Origin of the sequence: Acetobacter senegalensis, assembly GCF_001499615.1 — a bacterium.
Taxonomy (GTDB): Bacteria; Pseudomonadota; Alphaproteobacteria; order Acetobacterales; family Acetobacteraceae; genus Acetobacter; species Acetobacter senegalensis.
Genome location: NZ_LN606600.1, coordinates 890345 through 910700, shown reverse-complemented (window position 1 = coordinate 910700; position 20356 = coordinate 890345). Strand labels below are relative to the sequence as shown.

The 20356-nt window shown below is 58.4% G+C and carries 20 protein-coding genes and 1 riboswitch; of the genes, 11 read left to right on the top strand and 9 right to left on the bottom strand.

Annotated features, from left to right (window positions below):
• Positions 1-9: 9 nt before the first annotated feature.
• Positions 10-195, bottom strand: coding sequence for a hypothetical protein (locus ASN_RS04090; RefSeq protein WP_058987307.1), 186 nt, complete (start codon positions 193-195; stop codon positions 10-12).
• A 16-nt stretch (positions 196-211) separates the two neighbouring features.
• A riboswitch (SAM-I-IV-variant riboswitch) is annotated at positions 212-321 on the top strand.
• Positions 322-366: 45 nt separating this feature from the next.
• On the opposite strand from ASN_RS04090, the gene ASN_RS04085 reads away from it, so the two are divergent.
• Together ASN_RS04085 and ASN_RS04080 are read left to right on the top strand one after the other, a co-directional pair.
• Positions 367-1398, top strand: a complete 1032-nt coding sequence (locus ASN_RS04085) for a threonine aldolase family protein (protein ID WP_035378345.1) — start codon at positions 367-369, stop codon at positions 1396-1398.
• 35 nt (positions 1399-1433) lie between these two features.
• Positions 1434-2033 carry a trimeric intracellular cation channel family protein gene (locus ASN_RS04080; RefSeq protein ID WP_227004762.1) on the top strand — a complete coding sequence of 200 codons (600 nt, stop codon included), beginning with the start codon at positions 1434-1436 and terminating at the stop codon, positions 2031-2033.
• Between the two features lie 199 nt (positions 2034-2232).
• Here ASN_RS04080 and ASN_RS04075 read toward each other — a convergent pair whose 3' ends face one another.
• From ASN_RS04075 to ASN_RS04060, 3 genes are all read right to left on the bottom strand, one after another.
• Entirely contained in the window at positions 2233-2763 is a 531-nt protein-coding gene (locus ASN_RS04075; RefSeq protein WP_058987306.1) for a c-type cytochrome, read from the bottom strand.
• A complete protein-coding gene (locus tag ASN_RS04070) occupies positions 2763-4007 on the bottom strand; it encodes an FAD-dependent oxidoreductase (RefSeq protein ID WP_058987305.1) in 1245 nt (414 codons plus the stop codon). The genes ASN_RS04075 and ASN_RS04070 overlap by 1 nt, the downstream gene beginning before the upstream one ends.
• 496 nt (positions 4008-4503) lie before the next feature.
• The gene (locus ASN_RS04060) at positions 4504-4788 is read right to left on the bottom strand and encodes a hypothetical protein (protein ID WP_157765110.1); all 285 of its coding nucleotides are present in this window, start codon (positions 4786-4788) and stop codon (positions 4504-4506) included.
• Positions 4789-5405: 617 nt separating this feature from the next.
• Here ASN_RS04060 and ASN_RS04050 point away from each other — a divergent pair.
• Together ASN_RS04050 and ASN_RS04045 are read left to right on the top strand one after the other, a co-directional pair.
• Complete coding sequence (locus ASN_RS04050; protein WP_058987301.1) at positions 5406-5585, top strand: hypothetical protein; 180 nt, start codon at positions 5406-5408, stop codon at positions 5583-5585.
• 409 nt (positions 5586-5994) lie between these two features.
• Entirely contained in the window at positions 5995-6720 is a 726-nt protein-coding gene (locus tag ASN_RS04045; RefSeq protein ID WP_058987300.1) for a LysE family translocator, read from the top strand.
• 39 nt (positions 6721-6759) lie between these two features.
• On the opposite strand, the gene ASN_RS20140 is transcribed toward ASN_RS04045, so the two are convergent.
• On the bottom strand, positions 6760-8499 hold the full coding sequence (locus ASN_RS20140) for a Hint domain-containing protein (protein ID WP_058987299.1): 1740 nt from the start codon (positions 8497-8499) through the stop codon (positions 6760-6762).
• A 402-nt stretch (positions 8500-8901) separates the two neighbouring features.
• On the opposite strand from ASN_RS20140, the gene ASN_RS04035 reads away from it, so the two are divergent.
• Positions 8902-11604: a M16 family metallopeptidase gene (locus ASN_RS04035; protein WP_058987298.1), complete on the top strand. Its 2703-nt coding sequence runs from the start codon at positions 8902-8904 to the stop codon at positions 11602-11604.
• Here ASN_RS04035 and ASN_RS04030 read toward each other — a convergent pair.
• On the bottom strand, positions 11567-12280 hold the full coding sequence (locus tag ASN_RS04030) for a LexA family transcriptional regulator (RefSeq protein ID WP_006559616.1): 714 nt from the start codon (positions 12278-12280) through the stop codon (positions 11567-11569). The two genes, ASN_RS04035 and ASN_RS04030, sit on opposite strands and share 38 nt — an antisense overlap.
• A 157-nt stretch (positions 12281-12437) precedes the next feature.
• Between ASN_RS04030 and ASN_RS04025 the strand changes: the two genes are divergently transcribed.
• Genes ASN_RS04025 through ASN_RS04015 form a run of 3 tightly spaced genes read left to right on the top strand, consistent with a single transcriptional unit; the run spans position 12438 to position 14733 of the window.
• Complete coding sequence (locus ASN_RS04025) at positions 12438-13193, top strand: hypothetical protein (RefSeq protein WP_058987297.1); 756 nt, start codon at positions 12438-12440, stop codon at positions 13191-13193.
• The gene (locus tag ASN_RS04020; protein ID WP_058987296.1) at positions 13190-13999 is read left to right on the top strand and encodes a hypothetical protein; all 810 of its coding nucleotides are present in this window, start codon (positions 13190-13192) and stop codon (positions 13997-13999) included. The genes ASN_RS04025 and ASN_RS04020 overlap by 4 nt, the downstream gene beginning before the upstream one ends.
• A 2-nt stretch (positions 14000-14001) precedes the next feature.
• Positions 14002-14733 (top strand): hypothetical protein, encoded by a 732-nt coding sequence (locus tag ASN_RS04015; RefSeq protein WP_058987295.1) that lies wholly within the window; start codon positions 14002-14004, stop codon positions 14731-14733.
• Positions 14734-14768: 35 nt separating this feature from the next.
• Here ASN_RS04015 and ASN_RS04010 read toward each other — a convergent pair whose 3' ends face one another.
• Complete coding sequence (locus ASN_RS04010) at positions 14769-14966, bottom strand: hypothetical protein (protein ID WP_058987294.1); 198 nt, start codon at positions 14964-14966, stop codon at positions 14769-14771.
• 153 nt (positions 14967-15119) lie between these two features.
• Here ASN_RS04010 and ASN_RS04005 point away from each other — a divergent pair, with 153 nt between their 5' ends.
• The 3 genes from ASN_RS04005 to ASN_RS03995 all read left to right on the top strand — a co-directional run bounded on the left by ASN_RS04005 (position 15120) and on the right by ASN_RS03995 (position 16610).
• Positions 15120-15710 (top strand): hypothetical protein, encoded by a 591-nt coding sequence (locus ASN_RS04005; protein ID WP_082666567.1) that lies wholly within the window; start codon positions 15120-15122, stop codon positions 15708-15710.
• A gap of 55 nt (positions 15711-15765) precedes the next feature.
• The gene (locus tag ASN_RS04000) at positions 15766-16245 is read left to right on the top strand and encodes a lysozyme inhibitor LprI family protein (protein ID WP_058987293.1); all 480 of its coding nucleotides are present in this window, start codon (positions 15766-15768) and stop codon (positions 16243-16245) included.
• Between the two features lie 182 nt (positions 16246-16427).
• Positions 16428-16610 carry a hypothetical protein gene (locus ASN_RS03995; protein WP_006559624.1) on the top strand — a complete coding sequence of 61 codons (183 nt, stop codon included), beginning with the start codon at positions 16428-16430 and terminating at the stop codon, positions 16608-16610.
• Here ASN_RS03995 and ASN_RS03990 read toward each other — a convergent pair.
• Both ASN_RS03990 and ASN_RS03975 read right to left on the bottom strand, forming a co-directional pair.
• Entirely contained in the window at positions 16607-17998 is a 1392-nt protein-coding gene (locus tag ASN_RS03990) for a PQQ-dependent sugar dehydrogenase (protein WP_006559625.1), read from the bottom strand. The genes ASN_RS03995 and ASN_RS03990 overlap by 4 nt on opposite strands.
• A gap of 951 nt (positions 17999-18949) precedes the next feature.
• Positions 18950-20301 (bottom strand): IS3 family transposase gene (locus ASN_RS03975; RefSeq protein WP_099048284.1). Its coding sequence is split into 2 segments (ribosomal slippage): positions 18950-19965 and positions 19965-20301, totalling 1353 coding nucleotides; the frame shifts between segments, so codons are not numbered across the junction.
• Positions 20302-20356 lie beyond the last annotated feature (55 nt).

The window sequence follows — 20356 nt, the reverse complement described above, 5'->3', positions numbered from 1 at the left end:
GCGCGCGTTTCAGGCAAACGGGCAAGAAGGGCTCACCCCTTCCATCAGTCCTGCCGCCAGTGGCAGCGCCGGTCCGCGATGCGAGGCGCTGCCTGATCGCAGCCATACGGGGTGCTGGCTCCATGCTGCCTGTGGCAACATGAATGCAAGTCCGGCTTCCGCTGCCGCAAAGCGGCTGTTGCGGGCCGCCTGCACTTCTGCTACTGCACCGCCCAGACATCAAGAGTCAGGCCTGTCGCCTGACACCAACCTGCTCCCGGCAAGGTGGTGCCTTCACAAACGTGAAGGGATGTGGCCAGACCGGCAAAAACGGGCATAGTCACACACTCATCTCCTCGCTACCGGAGCCGCACGTCAGAAAGGACCATGAGTGTGAGCCAACAATTTGCAAGTGATAACTACGCCGGAATCTGCCCGGAAGCGTGGCAGGCCATGCAACAGGCCAACGAGGGCTCTCTCACCGCCTATGGCGAGGACGAGTGGACAACCCGCGCCGCCAACGCCTTCCGTACCCTGTTTGAAACAGATTGCGAGGTCTTTTTCGCCTTCAACGGCACCGCTGCAAACTCGCTGGCGCTGGCTGCATTGTGCCAGTCCTATAACAGCGTGATCTGTTCTTCTTTCGCGCATGTGGAAACGGATGAATGCGGCGCGCCGGAGTTCTTCTCCAACGGCTCCAAGCTGCTGGTCGCCCGCACGGAAAACGCCAAACTTACCCCGCAGGATGTGCGCACGCTTGCCACCTGCCGGACAGATATCCACTACCCCAAGCCGCGCGCCGTCACCATCACCCAGCCTACGGAAACGGGCGAACTCTACACGATAGAGGAAATTAGCGCCCTTTCCGCTACCTGCCGGGAACTGGGCCTGCGCCTGCACATGGATGGCTCCCGCTTCGCCAACGCCTGCGCCGCCCTTGGCTGCACCCCGGCTGACATGACATGGAAAGCAGGCGTGGATGTGCTGTGTTTTGGCGGCACAAAGAACGGCATGGCCGTGGGTGAGGCCATTCTGTTCTTTGACCATGCTTTGGCCGAAGGGTTTGATTACCGCTGCAAGCAGGCCGGGCAACTGGCCTCCAAAATGCGTTTCCTGTCTGCTCCATGGGTTGGTCTGCTGGAAAGCGGAGCGTGGCTGCGTAATGGTGCGTATGGCAATAGCTGCGCGCTCCGTCTGGCCCATGCCGTGCGTGATGTTCCGGGGCTGGAACTGATGTTTCCGGTACAGTCCAATGCCGTTTTCCTGCGTGCGCCGGAAAAGGTGTTCATCGCCCTGCAGGAACGCGGCTGGCGCTTTTATACCTTTATTGGCGGCGGTGCGCGTTTCATGTTCGCGTGGGATGCAGACCCCGCCCGTGTGGATGAACTGGCGGCTGATCTTGCTGCCTGTAGTGTATGATCTCAGAGCATTTACTCGCCATCCAGGCATTTTCCATGTCGGCCCTGCCGCGTCTGGATATTGTGGCTACCGGCGTGTTTGCCATCTCCGGCGCATTGCAGGCAGCCCACGCCCGGCAGAACCTCGTCACCTTCGCATTCTTTGCGGCGGTCACAGGCGTGGGTGGTGGCACGGTGCGAGACCTGCTGATAGGCGCACCTGTTTTCTGGATGCACGCTTCCACCCCACTGGCGGTCTGTTTGCTTATGGCCATGCTGGTGTGGTTCACGCCAGCCCGCCTCTGGCCCCGTCACGCCATAGACTGGTTTGATGGTATGGGCCTTGCCGCCTATGCCGTTTATGGGGCAGCCAAGGCACAGGCTTACGGCATCCCTTGGGTGCCTGCCGCCATTATGGGCGTGGTCACCGCCTGCATGGGCGGCATCTTCCGCGATGTCCTGGCCAATGTGCCTTCTATCGTCATTCGGCCCGAACTATACGTAACGGCGGCGGCTCTTTCCGCTGGCAGCTATGTGGGGCTGACCGCCTGCGGCCTGCCCATGGTGGCCGCCACCGGCATCGCCTTCGCCGCAGGTTTTCTCCTGCGTGGCGCGGCCATCCGCCACGGCCTGAATCTGCCGACTTACCGGCGGTAGAAAACCGGTCAGTAAGCTCCGCTCACATCACTTTTTGCAAGCGTGCGGCGGCCGGGTTCACGGCCGCACACAGTGCGTCTTGCACCGCCTGTTCGGAAAACTGGTCCCGCACAAACTGCCGCCCAGCCTTGGAGGCCGTTTTGTAGAAAGCTTCCCGCTCGTGCGCAGCCCTCTCTTTTACCGCTTCCCCTGTATCCCGTCAGCGTGGCGCGGTGCCAGGCGTGGTTTCCGGGGCCAGTGGCGGCTGCTTCTGCACATCCACCTTGGGGAAGCGCACCTTGCCCAGTGCTGCTGCTGTGGTGGGCAGGGCCGTCTTGCCCGCGGCAACACCGTTTTCACGTAGCAGGAACGCCAGAATATCCGCGTTGTCCTCAGCCGAGAGCGCACCGGGGGAGGACAGGGGCATCGCGCCGGACATATAGGTAAACAGGTCACTCAATGGCCCATCAGACCAGTTGGCCACAAACCGGCCTTTCAGTGGCGGCGCATCAAACGCACCCCCCAGCGCCGGGCCATGGCAGACTGCGCAGGCTTCCTTGTAGGTTTCCGCCCCTCGGTCCGCCTGTTCGGCGGTATAACTGGCGGCAGGCAAGCCCGCGGACGAGCCAGATTTAACCCGCGCACCATGCGGGGCAGCCTGTGCGCAACCCATGTTCATGGTCCCGGCTGCCAGTGCGGCAAGGCCCAATACCCCGAACAGGGCAGGGCGCATCTTTTCCATCATGCGCATCAGACGTGCTCCTTACCCATGCGCGCGAACAGATCCTCAAATATCCCGATCGCCTGCTCGGCCTCAGATCGGTCAGCATGTTCAAAACTGTTGCCTACGCCTACCATTTCTCCAAGCGTATGGCTGAAATCCAGCGCCTGCACCATTACCCCATCGGTTTTGGAAAGCAGGGCCGCTCCTTTATACTCCACGCCATACAGGGCATCAGCCTGCGGCGGTAGCCAGGTGGTCTGCCCCCGCACGGGAATAAGGGTCTTGTCCTGCCACCAATCATGCGCCGCATAGCCGGGGCAGTTGATAATCACGTTTTCAGGCAGGCTCTTCAGGTCTCCGGGGTTATGGAACTCACGGATCACAATCTTCCCGCCAGCCTGATAGAATTCAGACAAAAGCAGATGCCCATAGGCCCCAAAGTTGAACATCATCATGTTCGCCCGCCGCGCATGCGCTACGGGAAAAGGGTTGTCCCTCGGGTCAATCTCCTCAGGGTTTGGAATAATATCGCGGATCAGATCGCCATAATCCGCAAATTCGGAGGTGTGCTGCGGCTTGCCCGTGGTGCTGTAATCCCCGGCACCGGGCTGCGGCGGCGGGAAATGCTTCTGGTCAAACGGAATGTCCGAGAGGATGTAATTATCCCGGAAATCAATCGGGTTGCCGGGCAGGCCCAGATAATCCCGATAGGTTTTCCAGCTATAACGGGCCATCTGCTCCCACAGGGCCGGAAAAGCGTCCCCTGCCGGTTTGGTCAGCGCCACGCGGGAATCCGGCGTCCAGCTTCCGTTCGCCCGCACGGAGCGCGTGTGCGGCAACAGATCCTTGGTATAGATGGTCACATCCATCCCGGCGCGCTGGGCTGTCAGGGCGGAGGTCAGGCCAATCACCCCGCAGCCAATCACGGCAATTTTCTTGTCCAGCGTGGCGGCAGCCTTGCCAACAGCAATATCAGCCGAACCCCAGGACAGAGACCACCCACTGCCGCCATGGCCGTAATTGTGGATGACCGTCTTATCGCCAATCTTTTCCACATCCAGCCGTGGCCCCATGGGGCGGAAGGGGCGCAGGCAGACCTTGATATCCGCAATCTGGTCCGCATGTACCCGCATGGGTGTCAGGTGCGGCACGGACCCTGCGGGGGCGGTGCGGTTCAGCGCCTGGGCCGCAGCCGGAATGGAGGTCCAGGCAGAGCGTGCGGCCAGCGCACCGAGGGCAAGTGAGCCCGCAAACAGATCTCTTCGTTTCAAGATAGGGGGTCTTTACATCCGAAAGGTTGCACAAACTGGAAGCCGCTCCGGCCACACCGTCTGTTCAGAATTCCCTTATCCTGCGCACAACGCAAGACCCAAAAAGAAGGATTGTTGTCGAATTGGTCAACAAGAAAAAAATTGCGAAAAAACAATGAATAGACGCTGCGGGAAACACGCATCTGTGATACGCTCTTTCATCCGTTCAGCCGACTATCATTCTATTTTGCCCGCAAAATCCGGGCTTCCTTCGCCTGTACGATATGCTGGGCCCGTTTTCCCCTCTTCAGAACGGCCTGACACCCGCCCTCCGATCCCAGCGGTTGATAACCGGATGCAGAGACCCACAGGGAGAGAACAAACACTCGGCACAAACAAAAGTTGTGCATCTTCCCTGGCGCTGTTTTTTCATCCACCAAAGCCAAAGCCAAAGCCAAAGCCAAAGCCAAAGCCAAAGCCAAAGCCCCCATTTACGGCCTGTTATGCTCACGGCCTGTCACAGGGCAGCAGCCTCCTGAACAGTCGCAACATCATCGCGCTCAATTTCTTCCGCCAGAGCTTCCAGCATGATGCAACTTTCCCTCACGGCCAGCGGCAGGGTGCCATAGGTCAGCCGCTGTATGATGGGGGTAATAGAACCAGCCGTTTTCCGCAAAAGGTTGCTTATGGCTTCAAGGTCACGGCAATCCTGCTCCGCCTGATCAAGCCTGAACGCCGCACTGCCGGGCAGGGGCATGTGGCGTAAATCATCCTGTAACGGACGCATCTTACTCGTCGGCATTATCAGTCTCGCGTTGCGGCATAAAGGGGGAGGCGCTTCCCCTGTAACGCTGACCACGCAAGCGCACACGCATCAGAACAGCCCGGCTTAATCTGCCAAGGAAGGAACCACCGCACTCCCTGCTCCTCATGTGCGGAATGGCTGATCTGTGTTCTGTTATTCTCGCGCAGTTTCTTTTTCTCTTCTTTCCTAATGCTACTGTGATCTCTGTAATAACAGACCTTCATACAACGCGTATGATGCATCATGCTCTTATAATGAAGAAAAAACCTCATCTTTCTAGCGGGATAAAAAAATACAACCCGAATAAGACCAGATATCATACGAATTCTGACGGAAAATTAATGAAATAAATAAAACAATATTAAAAATATTCTAAATTTTACATCATCATAAATCATACTTATGAATATATACATAATAATTACTGTAATAATTCTGTAACACACATTGCTTTGCGTGATGGCTCTTTATACAGTCCGGCTCAGATACACCACGGATGACGGTCAAGACTGAACATTCCTTCTGCCACGCGTTGACAGTTATGAGCCTGCACGTGGGCCGGGGATCAGTCCCCATCCTTGGGTCGAACCGTAAGACATAAAGGATGAAAAGACATGAGCGGAAAAAACAAAAAAGCGATCTGTCTCGCCCTGCTCACACTCGCCCTGGCCCCCGCCCTTTCCGGCTGTGCAAATGGAGATATGACCGGCGCAGACGGAAAACTTTCTCTGAACAAGATTGTGTCAAACATCGCGCCTGATGAAGGCACTATCCCAGATCGTGCCCTGTTCTGATTGCACGGTGCTGTTTGAAACATCAGCAGGAAAGGGCAGGAAGATATATGCGCGGCAGAAAAAAGTGGCTTTGACGGCGCAATACGCAGCCAACAGGGGCAACTCTCCGCAAAGGACCATCAAAAACTACCTGATCAACCTGACAGATTTTTCAAACAGCTTCCCTTTAACTTCCTAAAAAACACGAAAGGAGACCGATCTTTCTGACACGTGGCGAACGCCCCGGTCCTCTGCCCCTGCCGGGCTCCCGGGGCAGACACATAGGGATAGAGCAGGCACTTTCCTGAAAAAGCAGGATAGAAAGCGCTCCAGATTCCTTTATTTGAAGAGAGACCGCAGGCCAGATAGCGTTTCCTGAGGATGTGCGATACGATGCGCTTCCAATATAAAAAACAGGAAAGAGCAGCCCATGTCCTGGCATGTGTGGTGGGTGTTTAGCGGTATCGTCTTTTTTCTTTGCGCCGTTCCGGGGCCTAACATGCTGCATGTGCTCAACCGTAGCGCACAGGTCGGGATCAAACGGTGCACCATGACCATGGCTGGCTGCCTGAGTGCATTGGTGGTGGTGCTCAGCCTCTCCGCCGCCGGGTTAGGGGCCGCACTGGCCGCAGCCCCGCGTTTGTTTGGTGTGCTGCGTGTGGCTGGCGCACTTTATCTGATCTATCTGGGCATCAAGGCGTGGCGCGGGGCAGGGGCCGTGCCAGAAGCAGCATCCCCCTCCATGCAAGATGGCAACGGGGTATCAGACAATACGGGTGTTTCACTGGTGCCGGGCGAACATGGCCCCCATAGCGGCGCAGAAACACTCTCTGCCGCCATGGCCAACCCTCATCTGTCCCTGCGTGTTTTGTGGCGTGATGGGTTTTTTGTGGGGCTTAGCAATCCCAAACTGTTACTGTTCGCAACAGCATTTTTCCCACAGTTCATTTCCCCGCATGAGGCTCGGGTGCCACAGTTTCTGGTGCTCATCCTGACCTTTCTCGCGTTGGAACTGTTCTGGTACAGCCTCTACGCTTTTGGCGGAACCAGCCTCTCCCGCATGTTGCAACGGCCTGATCTGCGGAAACTGTTTGATCGCGTCACAGGCGTTGTGTTCATGGGGTTCGGCGGCGTTCTGCTGCGTGGTCGGCTGTAACATCCCGTTCTGCCCACCGTGAAGGGTGGGCAGGCAGGCTCAGGCGCAGCGGGCAGCCTCGCCATGTTCGGCCCTGTCCACCAGATACGGGCCTGCCGCAACCGTTTCCAGTATCAGAAGTGTCAGGCCATTCCGTGCGGAGCCGTTTTCCGCAAGCTCGGGCAACGGTAAGGCCGCATTCCCGCCGGTCCAGCGCATCTGCTCGCTTTCCAGACCATGCCAGCCAGACAGATCACTGACTGTCAGATGCTCCCGCACACTGTGCCGGTTGTGTCCATTCAGCAGCGTAATCTCGCCAATCAGCACACCCAACTGGCGACGATCATCCACAAACGGCCCGATCACATCTGCCGGACGGCTGGCGCGGGAGAGGATACGCACAGCGTGCGTGCCCGGCGGCAGCAGAAAAACCGAACGCCCGTTCTGCGCACGCAGGGAGCGCACAACGGTGCCTGTGTTGGTCAGCAGGTGGAGGTCAGCATCATGCACCACAGCAGGAGCATCTGCCGAAGTCAGACCGGCCCGCGCGGCAAGAGCGTGGAAAAGCGGTTCCACCCAGGCGCGTGAGACCTCCAGCGGCGCAGCCGCATGCTCAGCCCAGTTCAGGGTGCGGCTACCAAGGCGCGCGACGATGCCTTCCTGCTGAAAGCTCATGCGGTTGCCCGTGTCCAGATAGCTTTCCGTCAACATGCCATCCGCCAGAATGACCGAGTGTTCATCCGTCTCGATATGATAGTAATCGTAAGAGAGGATGCTCCGGTCATAAAAAATGGAGGTGCCATTTACCAGCATCCGCACCGGCACAAACCGGCCGTCAAAAAACAGGCAATGGTCGGGCGTGATCAGCATGTCCTTGTAAGGCACACCTTCTGCAATGGCATCCTGCTTCACCCTTACCGGGTATCCGGCTTCATCATCCGGCAGATGTGCCCGCACGGTGGCGCGCTTGCACCCCGCCCAGACCACCGGGCGCACCACGGCTTCCCCGTTGATGTAAGCCACAACCTCATCCCCCACACGGATCTCTTCAACCGCCACATCGCCCGTCGGGGTCCGGATCATGCTGCCCGCCAGAAAGCAGACCACAGTGGTGTTGGCGCTATCGGTTGTGACCGTGAAGTCGCTTGGGGTGAGGTTACCCGCCAGCGTTACGGAACTGGAGATCACAAAAGTCTTGTTGCCCCAAGCCGGAATGGTTCCGGTAAGAGAATACGTCCCGTCTCCGTTAGCGGTCATGCTCAGCGTCACGGCGGTAGAGCCGGTTCCGGCAATAACAATCTTGTCGTAGGTGCTCAGATTCTGAATGGAGGGAATCTGGTTCGCTGTGCCACCGTTGAAATCAATGGTCAGCGTGTTGCCCAGAACGGCCCCTGTCGCATCCGTGTTCTGCTTGAAGATAACGGTAGAAGCGATCTCCGATCCGTTAGAACTCTTCAGCGAAGCCCCGTTTTCCAGGGTGATGGTGCCTGTTCCCTTGGCTCCGCCACCAAAAGTGGCAGAAACGCCATTCAGTGTCAGATTACTGCCGGAAGCAAAGGAGGCAGAGCCAAAGCTAAGGCTGCTGCCACTGTCCGCACTATTGAATGTGGCGTCGCCGTTAACAGTCAACGTGCCTGATGAAGAATAGGACGCAGGCAGATCAACAACGGCATCGTTATTGACTGTGATCCCTTCCCATGTGGTCGGAACGCCAGAATTACCGCCACCCAGATCTGTCCAGTTTTCGCTATTTGACCAGCTTTTGTTGACTGTAGTGCTTGTGCCAATCCAGATTGCCATGCGCGTCAATACTTTCCTAACAAACAGTTCGTGCATCACCAATATCAAATAAACGTGAGAAACAGGAGTAATTTGGTCCTTAAATATATTTAATTTTTCCAAACGCAAAAAAGTCGCATTTGCGCGGCAGGCTTTATCGTCCCCAAAAAGGAAAGAATGCTTCTGTCATCGGGAAGAAATGTCGCTGCTGTTTTGCGCCGCGCACTGTTTCGGGTGAAAGGCCGCCCAGAAAAATCAGAAACCGCTCCCCTGAAACGGCTGCTTTAAGGCCACTCCGTTCCCCCCGCCTGCGGTGGTCAGGGCGCTGAAAGGGCGGGCTGCTGCGGCGGCAAAACCATCATAAAATTGAAATACGCACCCCCTCCCGCCAGTGTTACAGACGCTGAAGCAGGGGAGGGGATAATGCGCTGGATCAAAACACTTAAGATCGGGCTGTTTCTGGCCGCAACAGGCTTTGCAAGCCCCGCCCTGGCGGAAGACGGTGTGGTGCAGGCAACCCTTCCCAACGGATTACGTGTGGTGATTGTGCGCGATGCACTAGCCCCCATGGTGGCCACGCGGCTGGTCTATCTGGCAGGCTCCACAGCCGCCTCAGCCGATTTCCCCGGCACAGCGCACGCGCTGGAACACATGATGTTCCGTGGTACGTCCACCCTTAACAATGATCAGTTAAGCCGTATTTTTCAGGCCACCGGCAGCCGTGCCAACGCCTTCACCGCTTACGAGCAGACGCAATATGTGTTTGATATCGCCCCGGTTGATCTCGGCGTCATGCTGCATATCGAGGCCGACCGGATGCAGAACCTCTCGCTTGATCCTGCCCAATGGGCGCGCGAACGCGGGGCTATTGAGCAGGAAGTCTCGCGCGATCGCTCCAGCTCCGTGATGCGGGCAAAGGAGCAGTTTGACGAAGCCCTGTTCAAGGGCACTCCTTTTGCGTGGAGCGCCCTTGGCACACGCCAGTCTTTTGATGCCACAACACCAGAACGCCTGCGTCAGTTCTATCAGGCATGGTATGCGCCCAATAACGCCATCCTGTTTGTTGTGGGGGATGTTCAGCCCAAAGCCACGCTGAAACTGGTGCAGCAGGCTTTCGGCACAATACCCTCCCGCCCCCTTCCGGCGCGCCCGACACTTCCGCTCACACAGCCTGCCGCCCGCACGCTCACCGCCCCCACGGATGCCGCGGTCGGGCGAATCACCATCGGGTGGCGCGTGCCCGGCCTGCATCAGTCTGATGCCCCCGCACTGGCCATTCTGGCAGATGCCATCTCAAACAGCCGCAGCAAGCTCGGTGTGCTGGGGCTGGATGGCAAAAGTCTCGGAACATCGTTCTTTTATGCCGGAACAGCCAATAACGCCGCTCTTACAGCCTCCATTTCTTTCCCCCGTGGGCAGGATCCTGCCTCTTATCAGGCGAATCTGAATGCGGTTCTTGCTGAGTACCGCGCCCGCGGTATTCCGGCTGATCTGGTGGAGGCCGCCAAGCGGGCGCGCCTAAAAGGGGCCGAGTTTGAACGCAACAGCATTGCCGGCCTGACCTACGCCTGGACCATGGCCGTGGCGGAATGGGGCGTCAGCAGCCCGGATGCCCTTACAAAAGCCTATGCGTCCGTCACGCCAGAACAGGTAAACGCGCTTGCGGCCCGCTATCTGGACCCAGATCACGCCATTACCCAGATCTCGCTCCCGCAGGGCAACATTCCTCCCACGCAGGATAAAGGGTTCGGTGGTGCGGAATCGTTTGGGGACAAACCAGTGGGCGCGGTTCCGCTGCCAGACTGGGCGCAATCCGTGCTGACTATGCCACCCGCGCCGCAATGGCCTCTGCCGCGCTCCGTTTCCACCCTGCCAAACGGGCTGCGGCTGATCGTCCGGCCTTACCACGCGTCCCATACCATTCAGGTCTTCGGGATGGTCCGCATCAACCCGGCGCTGGAAGAACCGGCTGGCAAGGATGGTGTTGCCTCCCTCACGTCTCAACTTCTGCTCTACGGCACTCCTGAGCATGACCGGCTGAGTATTGTAAAACGATCAGATGATATCGGCAGTTCGGTCTGGATTGGTTCTACGTTCGGGGCCGCGGCCCAGACGCAGGATTTTCCCGCCACTCTGGCCCTGCTTGCAGACACCCAACTGAATCCCGCTTTCCGTGAGGCCGATCTTGCCACAGTGCGGGAGAAACTGGCGGTTGCCCGGCAAGGCCTGTTGCAAACCCCGAACCACATGTTCCAGCGCGCAGCACTTGAACGCCTGCTGCCCCCCAATGATCCGCAATTACGGCAGGCAACACCCCAGACCATCCGCAGCGTGAACCGGGATGATGTCACGGCATTTTTCCAGAAAGCCTACCGGCCTGATATGACGGTTATTGAAGTGATTGGGGATATCGAACCCGATGCTGCAAAAACGGCGGTCATGGCCGCGTTCGGAAACTGGCATGCCAGCGGCCCCAAGCCGGATGTCATTTTTCCCCCGCTTCCCGATATCCCGACTGTCTCCCTCCAGATGGATGGAGAAGGCCGCACACAGGATATGGTTGAATTCCTCCAGCCGGTCGGGCTCAGGCTGGGGCAGCCGGACACAATGGTGTTTTCTCTGGGGAACCAGATCCTGAGCCTCGGTTTTCCCTCCCGCTTCTATCAGGCGCTGCGGGTTAAGACCGGATATGTCTATGGCGTGCGCAGTGCGACCTCCGTGGATGAAACCCGAGGCACCTTTCAGGTCTCGTTCGGGGCCGATCCCGCCAAGGTGCCGCTGGCAGAAACCCTGACGCGGTCTTTGCTGAAGGATATGCAGACAACCCCCGTCAGCACCGCAGAACTGGCGCGGGTCAAAGGGGGCTATCTTCGCACCCAGCCTTTCGGAACGGCCTCACTCAACAGCATTGCCAACCGCGATCTTTTCCTCATCAGCCACGATCTGCCTCTTGATCAACCCAATCGTGACATCTCAACCGTGGCCGCCGCCACGCCAGAGCAGATCCGCGCCGTGTTTGAGCGGGAGGTCCATCCAGATGCCCTCTCCACCTTCATTTATGGCCCCAAGCCGCCCGAACCAGCACCCGCTATAGCCGCCGGGCAAACCACACCACACGGCCAATGATCTGCACCATCTCGGCCGGAACTTCATAAGGAGAAAAGCGCGGGTTTTCAGATTTGATGCGGATCATGGGTTCGGTGGCCTCATGGGCGCGCTCCACCCATTTGCACACCACGCCATCGCCATCAAACAGCACAAAAATGCCGGGCTCTATAATGGACACCTTGCGGGTATCCACCAGCACCATGTCTCCATTCTTGAGCATCGGCTCCATGGACTGGCCTTCAACTTCTATCACCCGTAAATCCGCCGGGTGGGCGCGCAGGGTGCCGCGCACAAACTCTTCCTCAAAAAACTTGGGACGCCCCAGAAGCTGATCTTCCACATACCCGCCGCCACCCATGCCCGCACGCAGTGAAATGAACGGCACCGCCACATAACCGGGCGGGTTCAGTTCCACACACACGCTGGGCATATCCGATGGCGGGGTATAACGGGCGGGCTTATCCTGTTCGGCCACCCCGCGCGCATGGGCAGGAAACAGCAGGTCCCGCGCCGTGCAGCCCAGAATGGCCGCAATCCGCTCAAGCTTCTCGCCCCCCGGATTGCGGGATTTCCCCTTCAGAATATCGCGCACGTAGGTATCGCCCACGCCAGCATTGCGGGCCAGAGCCTTCTGGGTCAGGCCCAGCAGCGCCATGCGCCGTTCAAGTTCATCAGCAACAGGGGAGCGTATCATAGGGGGAGGTATCCCATAAGAACGAAGCAAGATCAAAAAGGGATATATCACACCATTTCTGCTTGACCAAGAGGGACTGGTCACACTAGCGTTCCCCTTAAGCCTCCCACCTCAAGGCCGGGGGCTCCTGACCAGCTTTCATAACGGAAAAGCCTCCATGCCTGTTCTTCAGCCTGTGCGTGAAACACCTCTCTATCCTGTTGATATGTCTTCCATAAATCCGCATTCCGCTTCGGTGTCATCACGACCAATGGCGCAACCGCGCGGCACTGCCGCGTCCACGCACGGCCTCTCCCGTCAACAGGCATCGGCAGCCTCTTCCACCACGGAGGATATGATGCGTCACACCCGCTCTCTTATGCCGTCAAGTGGGTGTGATTTATCCCTCTCCGAATCGCCTCATCCCACTGCTGCGGCAGATGTCGCGTGTCAGGCCGCAGCCCGTCCGGGCACCAGCGTCACCCTGCTTGAGCAAATGGTCGCCCTGCGGCGTGCCGGGCGTTCCCTGCGCCAGATCGGCCGTCACACAGGCCGCTGCATGGAAAGCGTGCGTCAGGCGCTCATGCGGTATGAACACGCCCGCCTTGCCTCCGCCCCCTCTGCAACAGACGAGGACGAATGGAACGAACCCCTGCGGGATGCCGAACCCCTTCCTCCCGGCCACCCCATCGCCCTGCGTGGCCTGTGGCGCGGGCTGGAACACTGGCAAACAGATGAACCGCCCCCCACAAACGCCAGCCCCGCATCCGGCCACCAGACCGCTATGCACCACAGAAAGACGCACCACACAGATGCGTGCCCGAGCAATGAGAGCCTGACCCCAACCGGTCGCACCGTGTCCAGATGCTCCAACCCCATGCTTCGCAACACGCGTGCACATAACAGCACTTTTCCCGCAAAGGCACAGGCATGAGCAAGCGTCGCTGGTCCAAATTCTGGTGGCAGGATTATGAACGAGACCCGGCACTCCGCCTGTGCTCGCTGGCCGCGCAGGGGCTGTGGATGCGTCTGCTGTGCCTGATGCATGAGGGCGAACCCTACGGCCATCTATGCGTCAATCACCGCCCCCTGCATTCGCGCCAACTTGCGCTTATGCTGGGTGTGGCAGAACGGCAGATCGCGCGCCTGATGGCAGAACTGCGGGACGCCGGGGTGTTCAGCACCACGCCTGAAGGCTGTATCTACAGTCGTCGCCTGCTGCGCGATAAAGCAGTGTCAGACCAAGGGGCTGCATGGGGCCGCACAGGCGGTAATCCCAGCCTGAAAGCCGCCAGCCAAACACCCGCATCTTCACCGCCTTCCACACAGCCCGCGGGTGTGGGGGAGGGGTTAAGCCCGCCCCATAAACACCAAGAAGCAGAGGCAGAGTCAGAAGCAGACTGTACCCTCACTGCGTTCGGGTCGAACGATGATGTGCGTTTGCATCTTTTTAAACACGGTCTAAGCTTTTTGCAGAAAGCAACAGGGCGGCCAGAGCGCTCAACCCGTGCCCTTCTCGGGAAATGGCTGAAAATGCTGCATGATGATGCCGCCTGCCTGCTGGCAGTGCTGGCGGAATGTGCCGCATTCAACCCGGCAGAACCTGTTTCATGGATAGAAGCCAAGGTGCGTGCCCGCGTGGCCGAACTGGCCCAGCCCATTGCTCATCCGGCTTCTGCCTCACCCCATGCTCAGCGGCTGGCCGCATGGCAGAACGTGCCCGATATGGAAGGCGTGTGATCATGCTGCAGTCCTTCGCCGCACAGTCGGAAAACGCCGGAGCCTGCTTGCCAAATGCCAGCACCCCAGCGGCTGCGTCGCACGCTGGAACACGCAATGCGCCGTGCGCTGCCAGAACGCCATGGGCGCATCAGTCAGAAACCGCGGAAAACCCCGCGCCTGATAAATACTTTTCCGGAATACCCCACACATATCCGGCACTCCCACCCACCCGCTATACGCCTGCCGCACCCGCCCTGCGTGCCGTATTTGCCGCGCGGGCTGCTGGCGTGCCGCTCACAGTGCGCGATGTTTCGCCCAACATGATGGAGGCCATACGGCAGCAATGGGGGCTCGTGCAGCACGCGCTTCAGCCTGTCACAGAACTGCATGTTGCCGCGTGGCTGAAAAAACTCAGTCAGCTTGTCACCAACCCGCCGGGGGCTGAAACTGCCGCCAGCCAATGCCGCGCCATTTTTGAGGTGTGTGGTGATATCCCGTCAGGCGCATGGGGGCGGGATGCCCGCCTTGCATGGGCACGGCAACCACCCCGCAACGGCTACCCCACCGGCGCCCGCTGGCCCAGCCCCAACGAACTCCGCACCCTGCTGCTGCCCTTTGCTGAAACCATCAGGCGGGATGCAGAAGGATGCCGCGCTCTGCTCCGCCTGCACTCCCAGAGTGACGCCACACTCCAAAGCACCACATCCCAGACCACAGCATCCCAAACCCACGCCACGCCGCCCGTCCATTAATTAGGCCTGCATCTGCACTCAGCGCCCTCCATCCTTCACTCCAAAACCAAAACCAAAACCACCATCACCACCACAGAGCCCGCATCCCATGCCTTTTCCAGCACACCCGGCATCGCAGCCGTCATCTCTCGCAACCAAAACCCGCGATCAGCACCCCCTGGTTCGTATTCCACAATTTGCTCGGTGCGGCACCACAACCTGCCAGCCAAACCATTTCTGTCAGCCAGACGCACAGAACCACCATTCCATAATCAGCCTCACAGCGCGCGCCAGATAACCGGCCCACACAGCCCTCTACCTCCTCGTAACGCGACCTCTGCACCAGCCAATTCGAACATTGCTCTCCACAAAGAGAGTGAAAACAAACAGATGAGAAAGGATTTTTCATGACACTCAGGAAAAACCGCACCACTGCTTCTTCCTTGCGATCCGCCACACCACCGTCCGTCATGGAAGTGGCACCCACACCAGAACGGCTGACCCATTCTGAATTTGTGGGCACGCACCCCATGCGTGTGCGCCGTACCGTGCAGGCGCTTCTGAACGCGGGAGATATCACCCAATCCGCCGCCGATGCCGCTGAACGCTGGTATCAGGATTATGTGTTTGGTTATTGTGATTACAAGGAGTTTTCACAGGACCACCGACCAAGCACTCTTATAAAACATGATGCAGTCTCCTGGCAGATGGTGCGGGGCAAAGCCGTTGCGCGTATTACAAGCGTGCGGGAAGCGCTTGGCCTGTGCGCCCACCAACGCCTGCGCATGATGCTGGTGGATGAACTCTCTTTCCGCGCCATGGGGGCAGCCCTGTTTCCGCAACTCTCCGCCAGTTCCGCCCAACGCAAGATTGCCGCCCAGTGCGCCCTGTTGCTTGAGCAACTGGAAGCGTTTGAAGAAAACGCCCGCAAAGCCGCAAAACAAGTCCGCATGGCGCGCAAGGCAGCCGCATCCGCCACCACTTTGCCCTCGCCATAGCGCAGCGCAAGCGCTCGTCTGGCCCAAGGCTTTTCATGTCGTGAAAGGGGGCCATATGTCCCGCTTCGCAGTGCTTTCTGCTCTGGCGTTCTTATGCGCAGCACAGGCGCACGCAGCCGCAACGTCATGCCAGGGTACCAACACGATTGAGATGAACCAGTGTGACGGCGATGCACTGGCGCAGGACGAAGCAACGCATCAGAAATATGCCAAGGCCGCGCTTGCGTTTCTTCAGAAACAGATCACCGACACAAAAGATGATGGCACATTAAAGGTTCTGAAAGAGAGCCAGAAAGCCTTCCAGCACTCAGAAACCGCATGGAAGGCTTATCGGGACGCTGAATGCGGCGCCGTATTTACAAACTGGCAGCAGGGTACACTCCGGGTCATGATGCAACTGGGGTGCGATAGACGCCAGACCCGCCAGCGCACATACACCATATGGCAGAACTGGCTGACGTTTCAGGACAGCACCCCACCCGTGTTGCCCCGCCCAGAGACCGGCCTTCAGGGTGATAATACTCACCACAGATGAAACGTCAGTCCAGTCCGGCTGGCGGATCTCCTTGTGGAGCCATACGTTGGGTTTTTCTCTCCACGCCACCCGATCCCAGACGGGAGTCTTCAAATTTACGGTTTCACCCTTAAAAAACGCCTGACTCCACATCAAGTAAGGGTCTAGCCAACGCGCCTTTTTTTCACTCACGGAGAATCCTCATGCCCTGGACACCTGATGACGCCCAACACCACACGCATAAGGCCACAACGGAAATGCTCCAGTCCCTATGGGCAAAAGTTGCCAATGAGTGTCTGGAGCGCACGGGGGATGAAGGCCGTGCAGTGCGGGAGGCCAACGCTGTTGTCGCCCGCACCGCGGCCCGCCACCCGGAGGATGATTAAGGCTGCATCTGTGGCTGGGGTTCCGGGGCGGCAGCCTGCTGCGGTTGAGGCTGTTCCGGCACACCGGCTACCCGCCACACGGCATTGCCCACATCATCCGCCACCAGCAGCGCACCGGTGTGGTCCAGTGCCAACCCAACCGGGCGGCCATGGGCATGTTTTTTATCCGCAGTCAGAAAGCCCGTCAGAACATCCACTGGCGGCCCATTGGGCGCACCGCTTTGAAACGGCACAAATATCACCTTGTAGCCACTTTTCGGCCTGCGGTTCCATGATCCGTGCTGGGCCACAAACAGCCCATTCCGCCAGATCTCCGGTAAGGTGCTGTTCTGTCCGAACGCAATGCCCAGGCTGGCTGTATGCGCGCCTACCGCATAATCCGGCACAACCGCCTTGCTGACCAGATCATGGTTCTGTGGCTGCACGCGTTCATCCACATGGCCACCGTAATAGCTGTAGGGCCAGCCGTAAAAAGCGCCTTCCTTTACGGCTGTTATGTAATCGGGCACCAGATCGCTGCCAATTTCGTCACGCTCGTTCACCACGGCCCACAGCGCGCCGCTCTGCGGGTCCCACGCCAGACCGTTCGGGTTACGCAGCCCGGTGGCGTACGGTGTCATCTCACCCGTGGCAAGCGTCAGCCGGTTAATGCGCGCGCGGCCTTCTTCCGCTGGCAGCCCGTTTTCCCCCACATTGCTGTTAGACCCCACCGTTACGTAAAGATACTGTCCATCCGGGCTGGCCAGAATGTTCTTGGTCCAATGGTGATTATAGCCTGAAGGCAGGTCCACCACCTTTTTCCCGGCAGCCGTGATGGATTTTTCACCGTCCTGATACGGAAAACGCCAGATGGCATTGGCGTTGGCCACATAAAAACTGTCTCCCACAAGCGCCATGCCAAAGGGCGAATAGAGCTTGTCCAGAAACACGGTGCGCTCATCCGCCACACCATCTCCATCCGTGTCGCGCAGCAGCATAATCCGGTTGGGGCTGGGCGTATCTGCGCCCGCCATACCCTGTATCAGCCCCGCAATCCGCTTTTTCAGGCCGGGTGCATCCGTGCCGGGGCTGTTGGTTTCCGCCACCAGAACATCCCCATTGGGCAGGGTGTAAAGCCAACGCGGGTGGTTCAGCCCTCTGGCAAACGCCTTGACCGCAAGCCCCGTGGTGGGGTGGGGGGCTTCATCCTCTTTCCACCCAACGGGGCGGGCAATGTTCACCGTGGGCACCAGGGTGGCATTGGGCTGCGGCAGTTTGGGGCGGGAACCCATGCTCTCGCTTATGGGCAGTCTGGCCCGTTCCGGCCGCATCACCACGGCATATGTGGCTGTTCCCAAAGCCAGAACAACAAGTCCTGCCGCCAGAAGATACCGGCTTGTTCGGTTCATGATGGTGTATCCTTTGCAGGGTGCCGTGTCAGGCTGCCTCCGCTATCCCCTGAATGAAAGGGGATGGGCGCCTGCGGGCCTTATGGAGCAGAGAAAGAAAAACTTTAGGGCATAAACGGTGTTTCTTTCATTGCGTTCCACATGGCCGTTGCAAAAAAGCCCACGCCAGGCCACGACTGCGTCTTCAAGGGGAAAGACGGAATGCAGCGTGGCCTGGAGCCGTTACACTGGCGCGCCTGCAGAAGGAGGGAGAGCCAACGCGCCAGTGTAAAGCCGGGAAGTGACTGCCGGGCAGGGGCTAAACCCGGCATGCCTGTGGGAGAGACAGGCAGGGAGTGGGCTTCAGATCCTGTGGTTGATCCACAGCGTTGTTGTGTAAGACACCCTCTTGTGCGGGGCTTGAGGTCATTATGTGGATTTATCTAAAAAACGCATATCACTTATCTGTGTAATAACATGAGAACGCACCATCCTCCCCGCACAAACCGAAATGAAATGTGCCCTAACAGCCAGAAAAAACACAAAAACCCGTTTTCTCTTCACAGGTCTGTTAGGCTCAGCCCCGCTTTGATCCACGCCTGAAAAACGCAGAATCCATCCTGTCAAAAGGCGTTTGCCAGCGCGCGTGGTCAGGCTTAGAGAACGGTCATCCTCACAAAAAAGCCGCCCGGAGCCCTCCCGCTCCACTTGCCCCGCTCTCTGTTTTTTCAGGAGTTTGCATGCCTGTGTCTGCATCCCCTGCGGCCCTTGCGTGTGGAGACGTTGTGCGAACCTCCCACACACGCTGGGTTATCATGCATCATCAGGGCACACACCTGTTGCTCTGTCCTCTCCAGCCCGCGGGGGCTCCCCGTCACCGCGCGGATGTCCCCCTTCCTGTCCGTCGTCGAAAGATTTGGGACTATGGATGGTGTGAAATAACGGAGGGTCTGGCCCATCTGATTATGATGTTTAGGCGGCACGCTGCTGATGAAGCAAGCGTCGTTTCTGGATGGTAGCTCTTTTGATGCGCTCACGTTCGAGCAGGATTGTCTGCCCCCGTCCGAACCAGACATCTGCCGGCGTGAGATTGTTGAGGCTCTCGTGATAGCGGCGCTGATTATAGTTTTCGACGAATGCCTCGATCTGGCTTTCGAGATCTCCAGGCAGATAATAATGCTCAAGAAGCACGCGGTTCTTGAGCGTCTGGTGCCAACGTTCGATCTTCCCCTGTGTCTGGGGATGGTTGGGAGCGCCACGCACATGATCGATGCTGTTCTGATTTAGCCATTTCGCGAGTTCGTCAGCAACATAACAGGGGCCGTTATCGGAGAGCAGTCGCGGCCGGTGTCTGACCGTGGCTTGATGAAGCCCTGATGCCTGCAAGGCGAGTTCCAGCGTTTGCGTCACATCGGATGCGGCCATGGTCGTGCACAACTTCCAGGCGATGATGTAGCGTGAGAAATCATCAAGGATGGTCGACAGATAGAACCATCCCCATCCGATAACCTTGAGATAGGTGAAATCCGTCTGCCAGAGCTGGTTCGGCGCTGTTGTTTTTGTATGGAAGCTCTCCGCCGCCTTGATGACGATGAATTTCGGACTGGTGATCAGGTCATGGGCCTTGAGCAGGCGATAGACCGAGGCTTCCGAGACGAAATAGCCCTGCTCGTCGGTGAACCGCACGGCAATTTCACGAGGCGACAGTTCCGGCGTCTCCAGCGCCAGATCAATGATCTGTGCACGGATATCGTCCGCGATGCGGTTCCATATCCGATTGGGTCCAGAGGGTTTGTCCGCCAGGGCTTCCGGGCCGCCCGTCCGATAGAGATCGCACCAGCGGTGAAAGGTTGAACGCGGGATACCAATCTTGCCGAGAACCTGCCGAACCGGCAGGGCTGATTGCTCGACAAGGCGGATGATCTCGAGCTTTTCCGAAGCCATATATCTCATGCGGGGTCTCCCCCAGCCCCGATCATGCTTTTTTTAAGCAGGCGCAGTTCCAGTGTCTGCTCGGCCACGACCTCTTTCAGGGCCCGCGCCTCGTCACGCAGATGACGGACTTCACTGGTTGTGGCGTTACGCGCCGTATCGCCCGCAAGTCGTTTCTTCCCGGCTTCAAGAAACTCCTTCGACCAGGAATAATACAGGCTTTCGGCAATACCTTCACGGCGGCACAGCTCAGCTATGCTGCTCTCGCCCCGCAGGCCATCAAGCACAATGCGGATCTTCTCTTCCGCCGAATACTGCCGACGCGTCGCCCGGCGGATATCGCGGATCAACCGTTCCCCCGATGTCGTCTCCGGCAAGGATTTCTGGCTCATACTTCACTCCTTCGTCGTTACGATGAGCCAGAAATCCTCCATTATTCAATTCACC

What these genes read in the sequence shown, in the direction of transcription:
- ASN_RS04085 (WP_035378345.1), top strand. Translation starts at nt 367, where the DNA reads ATGAGTGTGAGCCAACAATTTGCAAGTGATAACTACGCCGGAATCTGC.
- ASN_RS04080 (WP_227004762.1), top strand. Translation starts at nt 1,434, where the DNA reads ATGTCGGCCCTGCCGCGTCTGGATATTGTGGCTACCGGCGTGTTTGCC.
- ASN_RS04075 (WP_058987306.1), bottom strand. Translation starts at nt 2,763, where the DNA reads ATGCGCATGATGGAAAAGATGCGCCCTGCCCTGTTCGGGGTATTGGGC.
- ASN_RS04060 (WP_157765110.1), bottom strand. Translation starts at nt 4,788, where the DNA reads ATGCCGACGAGTAAGATGCGTCCGTTACAGGATGATTTACGCCACATG.
- ASN_RS04050 (WP_058987301.1), top strand. Translation starts at nt 5,406, where the DNA reads ATGAGCGGAAAAAACAAAAAAGCGATCTGTCTCGCCCTGCTCACACTC.
- ASN_RS04045 (WP_058987300.1), top strand. Translation starts at nt 5,995, where the DNA reads ATGTCCTGGCATGTGTGGTGGGTGTTTAGCGGTATCGTCTTTTTTCTT.
- ASN_RS20140 (WP_058987299.1), bottom strand. Translation starts at nt 8,499, where the DNA reads ATGGCAATCTGGATTGGCACAAGCACTACAGTCAACAAAAGCTGGTCA.
- ASN_RS04035 (WP_058987298.1), top strand. Translation starts at nt 8,902, where the DNA reads ATGCGCTGGATCAAAACACTTAAGATCGGGCTGTTTCTGGCCGCAACA.
- ASN_RS04030 (WP_006559616.1), bottom strand. Translation starts at nt 12,280, where the DNA reads ATGATACGCTCCCCTGTTGCTGATGAACTTGAACGGCGCATGGCGCTG.
- ASN_RS04025 (WP_058987297.1), top strand. Translation starts at nt 12,438, where the DNA reads ATGCCTGTTCTTCAGCCTGTGCGTGAAACACCTCTCTATCCTGTTGAT.
- ASN_RS04020 (WP_058987296.1), top strand. Translation starts at nt 13,190, where the DNA reads ATGAGCAAGCGTCGCTGGTCCAAATTCTGGTGGCAGGATTATGAACGA.
- ASN_RS04015 (WP_058987295.1), top strand. Translation starts at nt 14,002, where the DNA reads ATGCTGCAGTCCTTCGCCGCACAGTCGGAAAACGCCGGAGCCTGCTTG.
- ASN_RS04005 (WP_082666567.1), top strand. Translation starts at nt 15,120, where the DNA reads ATGACACTCAGGAAAAACCGCACCACTGCTTCTTCCTTGCGATCCGCC.
- ASN_RS04000 (WP_058987293.1), top strand. Translation starts at nt 15,766, where the DNA reads ATGTCCCGCTTCGCAGTGCTTTCTGCTCTGGCGTTCTTATGCGCAGCA.
- ASN_RS03995 (WP_006559624.1), top strand. Translation starts at nt 16,428, where the DNA reads ATGCCCTGGACACCTGATGACGCCCAACACCACACGCATAAGGCCACA.
- ASN_RS03990 (WP_006559625.1), bottom strand. Translation starts at nt 17,998, where the DNA reads ATGAACCGAACAAGCCGGTATCTTCTGGCGGCAGGACTTGTTGTTCTG.